This is a genomic window from Aquimarina amphilecti (assembly GCF_900109375.1).
GTDB lineage: Bacteria > Bacteroidota > Bacteroidia > Flavobacteriales > Flavobacteriaceae > Aquimarina > Aquimarina amphilecti.
Genome location: NZ_FOAB01000005.1, coordinates 108,677 through 122,240, shown reverse-complemented (window position 1 = coordinate 122,240; position 13,564 = coordinate 108,677). Strand labels below are relative to the sequence as shown.

At 32.6% G+C, this 13,564-nt stretch carries 5 protein-coding genes; all 5 read right to left on the bottom strand.

Annotated features, from left to right (window positions below; translation table 11 throughout):
- Positions 1-22: 22 nt before the first annotated feature.
- The gene (locus BMY33_RS14080; RefSeq protein WP_091409696.1) at positions 23-3,349 is read right to left on the bottom strand and encodes a VCBS repeat-containing protein; all 3,327 of its coding nucleotides are present in this window, start codon (positions 3,347-3,349) and stop codon (positions 23-25) included.
- A 1-nt stretch (position 3,350) separates the two neighbouring features.
- Positions 3,351-6,662, bottom strand: coding sequence for a VCBS repeat-containing protein (locus BMY33_RS14075; protein ID WP_244543025.1), 3,312 nt, complete (start codon positions 6,660-6,662; stop codon positions 3,351-3,353).
- Positions 6,663-6,751: 89 nt separating this feature from the next.
- Positions 6,752-8,290 carry a RagB/SusD family nutrient uptake outer membrane protein gene (locus BMY33_RS14070; protein WP_091409694.1) on the bottom strand — a complete coding sequence of 513 codons (1,539 nt, stop codon included), beginning with the start codon at positions 8,288-8,290 and terminating at the stop codon, positions 6,752-6,754.
- Positions 8,291-8,302: 12 nt separating this feature from the next.
- Positions 8,303-11,395 (bottom strand): SusC/RagA family TonB-linked outer membrane protein, encoded by a 3,093-nt coding sequence (locus BMY33_RS14065; RefSeq protein WP_091409692.1) that lies wholly within the window; start codon positions 11,393-11,395, stop codon positions 8,303-8,305.
- Positions 11,396-11,678: 283 nt separating this feature from the next.
- A complete protein-coding gene (locus tag BMY33_RS14060; protein ID WP_091409690.1) occupies positions 11,679-13,352 on the bottom strand; it encodes a glycoside hydrolase family 13 protein in 1,674 nt (557 codons plus the stop codon).
- Between the last annotated feature and the right edge of the window lie 212 nt (positions 13,353-13,564).

The following is a 13,564-nucleotide window of genomic DNA, read 5'->3' as shown; positions in this document are numbered from 1 at the left end:
TATGAATTCTATTCTTTGGATATTATTTAGTATTCATCTTAAAAATTTTGGGCACTTGATTATTAATACCTACAAGTAAATATTTCTCACCTGATTTATTTTCTAACCAACGCATAGCTCTAACTTCATCTTCGACTAAAAACCCAGAAGATTTTTGATTTTTAAAATTTCCTTTCCCATCTCCTAATAAAACATTCCCTCGACTGGCATCTAATCGAGAAAACTGTGGCTTAAAATTATAATTGTTCCCTCCAACTATAAGATCTATATTTCCATCTTTGTTTACGTCTTCTGTTTCTACATCACAGATACAGGACAACTGAGTTTCTTTTGGAAGCTCTTGAATGTTAAACGTATTATCTCCATTATTATAAACAACCATACTTGCAAAGTTATTTACCGTTTTGATAGTTGTGTTATCTAAAATTTCCTTAGAGAATAACTCATCAATGGATTTGGTAGCATATTCAGAAAATTTAAGGTTTTGTTTCTTCAAAATATTTATCTGTGCTGTAATTTCCTTCTTTAAATGTATCGGAACATCTTTACCATTTATTGTTTGTGTAATTATCTGCTCTACAGTTCCATTATTGTCAAAATCATTGATATACATTTTAGAAGGAGTTTCCTGACTACACTGATATATAGAATTCAAACCTCTATTACCAAGAACTAAATCCAGATCTCCATCATTATCCAAATCTGTTGCTTCTACTGTATTAAACCATCCAGAAATCTCATCTAAATTTGTTTCAATTATATTTAAAGACTTCCCATCATTAATAAAAATCTTAGGTGACATCCATTCTCCTACGACAATAAGATCCTTTTTACCATCTGCATTTATATCATTCCAGGTAGCATCAGTAATCATCCCTATCGTTTTAGCATCAATAGCTTTACTAGCAGTAACATCTTTAAAATTACCATTGCCATCGTTTTCTAGAAAAAAGCTTTCCGGCGAAACTCCATATGTTCCAATAATACTATGACTTCCTGCAAAAATATCAACATCTCCATCCTGATCATAATCATAAGTGGCTATAACAGAAATATTGGTGTTAGTTGGTTTTATAATTCGTCCTCTCGAAAAATTACCTTTTCCATCATTGATGTAACTTCTTACACCCGCTCTAGCTCCTTTAAAGTTTCCTCCAGATCCTATTACTAAATCTAAATCTTTATCCCCATCAACATCTTCAAAAACAGCAGTTACATCTTCAAAAAAATCTTCAGTTTCGAAAGAGGTGACCTTTAATTTTCCAGAAGTATTCTGAGTATATAATTTTCCTTTTTGACCATAGGCACCTCCTATAAAAACATCATCGTTCCCATCATTATTAATATCTCCTATAGCTAATGCAGGACCTTCACGAGATTGCATTTTATAAATTAACCCTTCATAATCAAAATCTACATAGGAATCTTCTTTATGTTTTTCAAGATTCTGTGTTATCTCTTCAAAATACACTGGTTTTTTTTGTGAAATATATTGATAATTCTGATTCGCGTCTTTATGATTTACCGTGATCATACCATTTAACTTTATATCACTTAATAATTGTGATTTCCCATCTGGATAAATAACTCGTAGCGAATCTATCTTATCATTCTTACCGACCCCAATAGTCATTACATAATCAATAGATGACTGAAAACCTCGAGTAGGAATCAATTCTTGCCTCATGGTTTCATCATTGATGTACAACTCTATTACACTTCCTATCCCATATGTATTCTTATCATCACCGGTAACCTTAATTTTCACATAGTTATTATTCTCTTTTTCGCTATTATTCTGGTAAATAGAAACAGGCATATTAAAATTATTAACTACCAAATCTAAATCACCATCATTATCAAGATCTCCATAAGCAGATCCATTAGAAAAGGTTGGCTCTTCAAAACCCCATTTTTTTGTGGTATCCGAAAAACTAAGATCTCCATTATTTTTAAAAGAATAATTTGGTATTGGGGTAGATGGCATTTTATTAATAATAGAATCTACCTCTTCTTTTTTGCCTGTTAATGTCATCTTCTGGATGATGTCATTCGCAAAGAAGTTCATAAAATCCTGATCTGTAAGATCGTGATATATTCCATTACTAACATATATATCGCGATAACCATCATTATCCATATCAAACAGTAAAGCTCCCCAACTCCAATCCGTTTTGGCAACCCCACTATAAAAAGCTATTTCAGAGAATGTATTATCACCGTTATTAAGCTGTAAGGAATTCTGCATATATTGATTATAGAAATCTCTGCTCTTCTTTAACTTAAACACATCATAACTTTCGAAAGAACTAGTCTCTTTTAATCGTTGATCTTCTTCTGGAAGCATATCTGTTACAAAAATCTCTGGATATCCATCATTATTAATATCCGCCATATCAGCTCCCATGGATGAAATACTAAGATGTTTTACCCAATCTTTTATTTCTTCACTAAAGGTTCCATCACCCTTATTTATATACAAGTAATCTCTTTCATAAAAATCATTTGAAACATAAATATCTGGAAGCAAATCTTTATTTACATCTCCAATAGTAACACCTAATCCAAAACCGATCAAACTTCCGAATATCCCCGCAGTTTCACTAACATCTGTAAATATTCCTTCATCATTTCTAAGTAATTTATCTCCCCCTCCTTTTAAGATTTCCGGAATATCCCAATCTTTTGCTCTTAGGTTACGCTTGTTAACATAACTTAAACTACTTACTGGGATAAAGCTATTGTTTAGAATATAAACATCCAGATCGCCATCTTGATCATAATCAAAAAAAGCTGCATGTGTTGTAAATCCGCTATCTGCAAGATTGTATTCCTCTGCCTTTTCTGTAAACGTTATCGTACCGGAGTTTTCCGAAGGACCATTATTAATGAAGAGCTCATTTTTTTGGTTATCCCCTTCTACATTACCGGCATTACACACATAAATATCTAATAATCCATCCGCATTGACATCTACCATAACAACTCCTGTTGACCAAGAATTGTTTCCTGTTGTGTTGGAAATTTTAGAAATATCTTCAAATGTAAAATCTCCTTTATTAAGATATAATTTATTCTCTTTTCTATTAGCAGTTAGATATACATCTGGTAGACCATCATTATTTATATCTCCAATCGCTACTCCTCCTCCGTTATAAAAATTTCTATATGTAAAAATATTGAAGTCTTTTTCGTTATCGACCTGATTTACAAAATCAATTTTTGTCTCTTCGGGAGTAAGCTTAGTAAACAAAGTATCTTCTTGTTCTGACTTTATCTGTTCTGCCTTTTCCTTTGCACAAGATGAAAGGATAAGAATTATAAAACTCCTGTATAAAAATTTATTCATGTTACTCTTTTATCTTTTTGACTAACTGGATACTATCATTATTAACTCCAAATAATAAATATTCTTCCTCTTTTATCTTTATAGCTTTAATAGATCTAACTGCTCCATCCACCTTCAATTCAGAATTTTTAGAACTCACAAAGTCGCCATCTTTATTATTAAAAAGTATGGTTCCATAGGATCCATCTAATCTACCTAATTGAGTACTGATTTCATAGGTATTTCCTCCAAGAATTATATCATGATATCCATCAGCATTTACATCATGAACTAACACATCATGGACTGATGAAATTTGTGTCTCCCAAGATAAACTGTGTGCCATAAAATCTAGATCTCCTTTATTTTCGAAAAATGTTGTCTCAAGCATATAGACCTGTTTTTTTTCTGCCTGATCTATTTTTTCTTTTAGGAAATAATCATTAAAATCAGCTTCAGAAAAAGCTTTATAAGACAAAAACTTTTTATTAAGTCCAGGTATTTGTTTCGTTAATTCATCCTTAGTAGCTATTGGTGTTTCTCTACCTTGATAAAAATAGGTTACTATTGGATCTACTTTTCCATTATCATCAAAATCACTTAAATATAATTGAATTGGTTCTTCTTTAGAAGCTTTTAATCTGCTATTCAATCCCCAATTTCCTGCAACAATGTCTAAGTCCCCATCTCTATCCATGTCTTGGATTGATATACAATTCCACAAACCATTTGTTTTTTCTAGAGAAGGGATATCCTTTTTGATAAAATTACCTTTTCTGTCATTTAAAAAAATGGTAATTGGCATATAATGTCCTGCTACTATTAGGTCCTCATAACCATCACTATTAGCATCAACAAATTGTGCATCATATACTTGTCCGACAGTATATAAATCAGGCGCCATATCTAAAGTAACTTCTGTAAAATTTCCATCCCCATCATTACGGAACAGATAATTTTTTGGGGATTTTCCGTAGGCTCCGGATATACTATTATTACCGATAAAAACATCTTCATCATTATCACCATCTATATCGGAAGTAATTACCACTGAAGCATTCATTTTTATGTTAGGGAAAGCATCAGGCATTGCTTTAAATTTACCCATATTATTTATAAATAAAATAGGACTTGATTCATACCCTGTATAACTTTCATTACCTCCATAAACAGTAATTAAATCTAAATCACCATCCGAATCTACATCAAAAAAATGCTGATCAATATCTTCGAATTTTTTATAAAACTTCAAATCAGATTGCTCTATTTTTTCAAATTCTCCTGATATTTTTTGTGAAAAAAATGTTCCTGATTTAAATCTTCCGCCTGGAATAAAAATATCATCTAATCCGTCCTTGTTTATATCTAAAACGGATACATGAGGTCCTTCATTAGATACAGCATATGGTGCCAGAGGTTCTACACTAAAATCTTTAGTTTCGTAATCTTGATGTTTAAATATTATATTTTGAGATTTTTTTTGTACAACGAGTGAATTCTTTTTAAAAGTCCTAGATAAAACATTCGTACTATCCTGAATTAAAGAGGTTATAGTGTTTATTTTTACATTTTTATAAATTGAGTTATCTCCATTTGGCCAAGCAACTTGAATGGAATCGATTTTTTGATTGTCTCCTAAACCAAAATGTAATGTTGAACCAACAGATGACAAATACCCTCTAACTGGATTAACACTAGAAGTTTGCAAGCCATTTCTTGTAAAAACAGTAGCTTTCGCTCCAATAGCTTTTAAGTTTTGCCCTACTCCTTTTAATTTTAATCTTATATAATTATGATTCATTAAAGTATCTGCCCGGTTTTCGTAAACAAAAGCATTTTCATCAATATTATTAGTAACAATATCTAAGTCTCCATCATTATCTAAATCCGCATAGACAGCTCCGTTACTGTAAGATGGCAAGTTCTTAGACCATTGATTAGACACATTCTCAAAAGTTAAATCACCTTTATTACGATAGAAATAATTACTAGTTTTCTTATTAGGTAATTCATCAATCAAAGCCAAATCTTCTTTAGTCATACCTTCATCGATACGTTTTTGAATATTATCGTTGGCAATAAAACTAATAAAATCCATATCATTAGTAGCCCCTTTAATTCCGTTAGAAATAAAGACATCTTTTAATCCATCATTATCATAATCAGCAATTAATGGTGCCCAGCTCCATTCTGTAGCTGCAATTCCTGAGAAAAATGCAATTTCACTAAAGTTTTCACCTCTTCGATTTAACTGTAAACCATTTTGCATGTATTGTGGTTGGTATCCATTCTTAAGGTATTGGTTATAAATTGTAAAACCGTATTCAGTTCCAGATGATTTATAAGTACTAAGATCCTCAGGCAACATGTCTAAAGATAAAATATCGGACCATCCATCATTATTAATATCAGCAATATCAGTACCCATAGAATAGTGTGATGTATGCTGAATTTTAGAAGAATTTGAAGTAATCACCTCTTTAAACGTTCCATTCTTTTGATTAATATATAAATAGTCATTTTCAAAAAAATCATTACCTATATAAATATCGGGATAACGATCATTATTGATGTCTTCTACGGTTATTCCTAATCCATATCCTATACCTCCTTGAAAAATTCCTGACGCTACAGAAACATCGTAATATTTTCCATTATCATTTCTGTACAATTTATCTCCTGAAAGAGAATCAACCTGATTTCGTTTCGAACCTCTTCCGTAGCTCCGATTAGGATACACAGAATGATTTAACAAATACATATCTAAATCTCCATCTAAATCATAATCAAAAAAGACAGACTGAGTAGAAAAACTAGATATATCAAGATTATAAAGTGAAGCTTGTTCTTTAAAAATTGGGATACCATCATTGTCTAAACCTTGATTGACAAACAATTTATTTCTACCTTTTATATTTTTATAATCTCCAACTTTACAAACATATATATCCTGTAATCCGTCATTATTTATATCCACCGCTATTACGCCTGTAGACCATCCATTATTATCTTTTAAAAGATCAGAAGTAACCTCCTTAAATTGAAAATTCTTTTGATTAAGGTATAATTGATTTTCATTTTGGTTAGACACAAAAAATACATCTTCCCAACCATCATTATTAAAGTCACTAATTGCTATACCTGCACCATTATAATAATAGAGATATGTAAGTATATTAAGTTCGGGAGTATCTCTTAAATCATTTCTAAAAGAAATCCCTGTTTCTTTTTCGGACAATAACTCAAAAAAATATAACTCCTTATCTTTTTTGCAAGAGATTATAACAACTACTAACAGTAAACTACAACTAATATTTCTAAAATAATTGGCCAATTGTAATGTCTAAATTTAAATATATTAATTAGTAGAGCCCTTCAATTTTTGAAGGGCTCTACTCTAACAAATCTTAGCAATTTAATATGTTAGTAACCAGGGTTTTGTGATAAATTAGGATTAGAAATAAGTGCCCCTGAAGGAATTGGAAATAAAACTCTAAAGTCTTCAGTATTACTTTTTAGCCCCCAAGTTTCTGCAAACTTACCAAAACGAATTTGGTCATTACGTCTCCAGAATTCTTTATATAGCTCTCTTCCTCTTTCATCAAGAATATCTTGTTCTGTTACAGAAGCTAAAGCAGCAGAAGTATTTCTAATTGTTCTTAATTCATTAATCAACATTAACGCATCGTCTCCAGAAGCACCGCCTCTGAAAATAGCTTCCGCCTTCATTAAATGTGCATCAGCATATCTGAATACAATTTCATGATTTGTAAACGCTCCATTTTCTGGGTGATATTTTATCGTACGAATTCCCGTTCTTTCATCATTCCCTAATAAACCTGGAAAATCTCTAGTAAAGATTAAAGGTTGTCCTGGTCGATCTGTTAATGGCGTACCAGTTTCATCGTATTGTTGACCTACCAAGAAACCAAATCCTATACCTAAGTTAGATCCATCAGTAGGAACAAATCCTCTTCTTTCTTCCTGCCCACTACCTGGAACATTAGTATTAGGGTCTCCTTCAAATAGATCATAAAACTCTGCTAAAGTAGACCAACCATTCCATCCTCCACCGTCATTTCCTGGTGCATTTTGGTTATAGTGTAACCCATTCCATATTCTATTTCCTACACCAGTTTCTGCAAACCAAATTGTTTCATTATCTACATCTTCCTTAAAAATATCGAAATAACCTGCTACCAAACCAAAACCATCTCCCGTAATAGCATCTACAGCACTTACAACAGCAGTCATGTCTGCAGCATCAGGTGTTCCTGATCCATTATAAATATGCTTATTTAAAAGTACTTTAGCTAACAAATAATTTCCTGCAGCTCTAGAAGCTCTGTTCGTAGAAGCACTAGGGCCAACTACTGGTAAATCAGGAATTGCTTCGTTTAAATCCGTAACTACAAAATCTAAAGCTTCAGCTCTTGTAAATACTCTAGGGTCAATTTCTGGACCTTCGTCTGGTTCTCTAAAAGGAACTTGACCATACATATCCATTATCCAAAACATACTAAAAGCTCTCAAAAACTTAGCCTGCGCTAATTGTGAAGCATCTGCACCACTCCTTGGATCAATAATTTCTGTGGTATTAAATATATTCGTATTCAGATTATTCCAGTTGTTTAATACAAAAGGGTGAATTGCACTCCAAGTATGTTCATGAAGATTTCTCCATAATCCGTTATCACCCCAGTCAGTACCTCTAGTTGGCACTAATAACTCATCTGATGTAACTTCGTTTAAAGCATATAAGTCAGCTTGATTTCCGATCTGACCATTTAATGCATTATATACATTGGTAACGGCTGCATCTACATCTCCTACACCAGAAAACTCTCCAGTTAAGTTCTCAATTACCGAATCCGTAGGTTCTATCTCCAAGTCTGTACAGGAGACCAATAGCATTATCGACATTAATGCCGATAATCCAAATTTAAATTTCTTTTCTTTCATAATCTTAATTTTTTAAAACGTTGCATTAATACCAAATGTATAGGTTCTCGGTCTTGGAAAGGCTGTATAATCAATACCTGCTGTAGGTATACCATTTAGTGGCGCACTTACATTTACTTCTGGATCTAAACCGCTATAATCTGTAATAACAAAAAGGTTCTGTCCATTAGCAAAAAGTCTAAGGCTTTTAAAAACTCCTTCTCCTGATAATGGCCAATTATATCCGATTGATGCCGACTGTAATCTTAAGAAATCTCCTTTTTCTAAGAATCTTGTTGATACATCAGGGGCGTTAGAAGCAGATTCTCCATTTGTTAAAACATCAGTAGTAACGTTTCTACCTCCATTTATACTACCTGCTGTAAAGAATGCATTAGCCGTGTTGTTATAAATGTAATGTCCATATTGACCAGCAAAAAACACTGAAGCATCCCAATTCTTATATTCAAAACTAGTTGATATACCAACATTAATGTCTGGTAAGGCACTCTTACCTACAAACTCTTGAACATCCCCATTAGGATAAATCGATTGACCATTTGCATCAAATCCTGCAAATTCTCTTAAATAGTATGAGAATAATGGTTGATCCTCTGCTAACAATTGTGCAAAAGCTCCTGTTAAACCTTGTCCACTAATCTGACCTGATTGGATTTGCCCATCAAAATTCTGAAGCTCATTTTTGTTATATGCAATATTAAAACCAAAATTCCAGTTCAATTCATCTTGTTGAATTATATCGTAATTAATTGCAAATTCAACCCCTTGATTAATCACATTACCATCAATATTAGTAAAACTAAATGGTTGTGGAGTAGGTTGAGCATTCGCAGCACTCAACAATAAATCCTTAGTGTCTTTATGATAAAAATCTAATGTACCTGTTAAACGATCTCCAAAGAATCCAAAATCAATCCCAACATTTGCTTGACTTGTTTCTTCCCATTTCAAATCATCGTTAACAAAAGATACTTGACTTGTTCCTGGAGCGTTAATTACCCCATCTTGAGCTATTCCTCCTGCACTAAATCTACGTCTAATAGTAAAATTACCAAATCCAAGTCCATCTTGATTACCCGTAATACCATATCCAACTCTTAATTTTAAAGTAGAAAAAGATTCTCCAATAAAATCTTCTTGATCTAACTTCCAAGCAAAAGCACCAGAAGGAAAATATCCATATCTATTATTAGGTCCAAATCTTGAAGAACCATCAGCTCTTACTGTAGCAGTTAAAATATACTTATCAGCAATTGTATAAATACCTCTAACAAAATATGACTGTAGCTCATCTGTAAAATCAAATGTATCTCCTAATACAGAAGTAACTGGTGTTGATGGTGCATTTAAAACCTCTCCTTGCACTATGTCAGGAAATAACCTATTTACGAAAGATCCATTTGGAGCAACACCATATTGCTGATAAGATCCTTCAATTGAACTTTCTATTAAATTAGCTGAAGCCTCTAAACTTCGCCCCATTTGATCTAAATCCGTAGTTCCAAATCCAAAACCTTGTACGGTTCTACCTTCTCTTCCAAAATCCTGATAAGAAAATCCTGCTAACGCTGATAATTTAGAATTTCCAAACTCTTTTTCATAATTCAAAGTAACTTCTAAAAGTCTATTTTCTACATCAATATCATTAAGAGTACCTCTTCCATTTCCAGGTGCTCCATTATTAAAACCAGTTATTTTACCAGATAATACATTTATAGCTGTTGATTCAGAATTATCATATCCTAAATTTACCTTAGCACTTAACTCAGGTGTAATTGCATACTCGGCAGAAAAATTAACTAAATATCTATTTGTTTTAGTTTCATTCTGACTAAAATTAAGTAATGCTAAAGGATTAATATTTGAACCACCTGGTACAAAACCTGTTTGTGCTGGCCAAGTCGGGTTTGCAGAATATGCAGCGCCTAATAAATCTCCTTGAAAACCAGCATTATTAGTAATTGGTGGGGCCTCATCATTTACTCTTGATAAAGTACCTTGTAAATTTAACTTCAGTTTATTGTTAAAGAATCTATGTGTGGCGTTAATTCTTCCTGTAATTCTCTCTAAAGAACTTTTCTTTACTACTCCAAATTGTTTTCCATAACCAAAAGAAGCTCTTACATTCCCGTTTTGGTAATTATGAGAATATGATAAACTATGGTTTATAGATTCCGACTGTCTAGTTATTTCATCTTGCCAATCTGTATTTGCACCAAAATCCTGAGCAGAAACATTTCCTCCAAATTGATCTATAGCAGCTAAATACTGTTCTCTGTTTAATAAATCAAATTCTTCTGCAGGTTTCGAAATACTTAATGATGAAGAATATTCAAAAACTCCTTTTGGCGCTCCTCTACCAGCTTTAGTAGTAATGATAACAACACCATTAGCTCCTCTTGATCCATAAATCGCAGTAGCAGATGCATCTTTAAGGATACTCACACTCTCTATATCATTAGGATTAATAAAGTTCAAAGGGTTTCTAGCAGAACTTGTTCCTAACCCTAAATCACTTCCTCCTGCTGCAGTATCATCTCCTGCTAACGGAACTCCATCTACTACAAACAAAGGATTATTATTAGATCGAACTGAAGTTGTCCCTCTTATTCTTAAAGCAACACCTGCTCCAGGCTCACCACTTGCTTGAGTAATCTGTACCCCTGCAGTTTTACCCTGAATAAGTTGTTCTGGAGAAACAATGGAACCTTGATTAAAATCTTCAGAGGTTACCACTGCTACTGCACCCGTAGCGTCTTTAATAGATTGCGTCCCGTATCCGATTACAACTACCGCTTCTAATTCTGCGGCGTCTTCTGTCATCGTAACATTGATAACAGTTTTACCACCAACTGACACCGCTTTCGTCTGGAATCCAACATAACTAAAAATCAACGTAGCATCTTCTGCTACATTGTTTAAAGTAAAGTTTCCATCGAAATCAGAAATCGCTCCATTGGTAGTACCTCTTACGAGGACGTTTACCCCAGGTATGGGACCGTTTGCATCAGAAGTCACCCCTGTAACTGTGATTTGTGCAAACATCATATTCCCCGAGATAAATACTAAAAGAAACATGAGTTTTTTAAGTATCATACTTTTCATAATTTAGAGTTTGATTAAATTTAAATATTTAGTTGTTAATTATTACTACTTTTATCATTAAAAATGTGAGCTTTTCTTAAAAAATTAAGTAACATGGGCATCCTAGTCATACTAGAACAATTGACATAATAGCAACCACAAATAAACATTTGAAAACAAAAGTTACAATTTTAAGATGCCCCTATGTTACCTCTTATAAAGGAGTTTCTATCAGAAAAACTCCTTCGCTAACAAACAAAAACTAATTTCACTTTCTACTCGATTCATATTTGTTATGTTAATTTCATTTCAAATCCAGTATTAAACCTTGATAAGGTTTTAAAAGAACTCTGTCATCCTCTATCCCCACATATTCATAATTATTTACCAGAACCTTTGATTCCTTTCTAATACCATTCTTATGACAACACGTTTCTTCAGAGCTACTAAAATTTAGCAGCACCATAATTTCTTCTTTACCTAACTTCTTTTTGTAGATATATACATTGGGATTATCGAATTCTATTTCCTCAAAATCACCAAATACAAAAACATCATACCTCTTCCTTATTTTCAATAAATCTCTATAAAAATTTAGTATTGAAGAGGAATCTTCATCTTGGTTTTTAACATTTATTTCTGTGCTATTAGGATTAGATTTTAGCCATGGTTGATTTAATGAAAACCCACCATTTATCTCATCATTCCATTGAACTGGGGTTCTTGCATTATCACGTCCTTCTTTATTGATCATTTTAAGCGCCAAGTCTTCTGAATATCTTTTCGTCAACTGATTTTCTTCATAAAAGTTTAAAGACTGTATATCTCTAACTTCATCAATTTCATTTAAAGTAATATTAGTCATCCCAATTTCATCTCCCTGATATATATTCAATGTCCCATTCTGAGTGGACAACATTGTTACAAGCATTTTTGCTGACTCTGAATGATATTTTTTATCATCTCCAAATCTAGATACCATTCGAGCAAAATCATGATTCCCCATTGCATTAGCTATCCAACCAGTTCGATGTACTGCATCTCTCCAATTTTTAAAGATCTTCTTCATTTCAACTAGGTTAAATGGAGAAACTTCTTCAAATTTCCCATTCACAATTGTACACTCCAGTATGTCAAAATGATATAACATATCTAATTCCTTCCTATCCTCATTGATATAAAGCCCCGCATTACTCTCATTTATACCTACCCCTTCTGCCAAAGAAAATGCATCATACTTACTAATCACTTCTTCATTCATCTCTTTAAGATACTCGTGTACAGTAGGGCCATTAGCATATACATCTTCAATAATTTTTCTAAACCCTACATCTGGAGCATCAGGATATCCAATTGCTTTTGAGATTAAAGGAATAACATCCATCCTAAAACCATCTACTCCTTTATCCAACCAAAATCGCATCGCATTATAAATCTCTTCTCGAACTTTTGGGTTTTCCCAATTAAGATCTGGTTGTTTTTTAGTAAAAAGATGCAAATAATATTCTCCTGAAGCTTCATCATATTCCCAAGCACTTCCCCCAAAAAACGATTTCCAATTATTTGGAACATTTCCATCTGAACCAGGTTTTCTCCAATGAAAGTAATCCCTGTAAGGATTATCCTTGGATTTTTTTGCTTCCTCAAACCATATATGTTCGTCAGAACAATGATTTGCTACAAGATCTAATATTAGCCTCATACCTCTACTATGAGTTTCTTTTAACAATTCGTCAAAATCCTCCATTGTACCAAATTCAGGCATGATCGAACAATAATCACTTATATCATATCCATTATCATCATTAGGTGAACTAAAAATAGGGCTCAACCAAATGATGTCTATATGCAAACTTTTTATATAATCTAATTTTTCTATTATTCCCCTAAGGTCCCCAATACCATCATTATTACTATCATTAAAACTGCGAGGGTATATTTGATAAATAGTTCCTTTTCTAAACCAAGTAAGCTTCACTTAATATTTTTTTAATTTTTAAACAATCTTTACTCTTACTTATTAAAGGATTTAGATATTCATATTCCGAAAATCGCTAAAAATACAGCGTATTCATCGATTCAATAAAAAAACAGTTAAAATACCTAGGTATTCATATTTATTAAACCATTTGATTACCAAAACTACAACAATATTCGTATAGAATTTCAAACATCTAAATCTTTACATTA

Coding starts and splice junctions, on each gene's coding strand:
- BMY33_RS14080 (WP_091409696.1), bottom strand. CDS start 3,349: ATGAATAAATTTTTATACAGGAGTTTTATAATTCTTATCCTTTCATCT.
- BMY33_RS14070 (WP_091409694.1), bottom strand. CDS start 8,290: ATGAAAGAAAAGAAATTTAAATTTGGATTATCGGCATTAATGTCGATA.
- BMY33_RS14065 (WP_091409692.1), bottom strand. CDS start 11,395: ATGAAAAGTATGATACTTAAAAAACTCATGTTTCTTTTAGTATTTATC.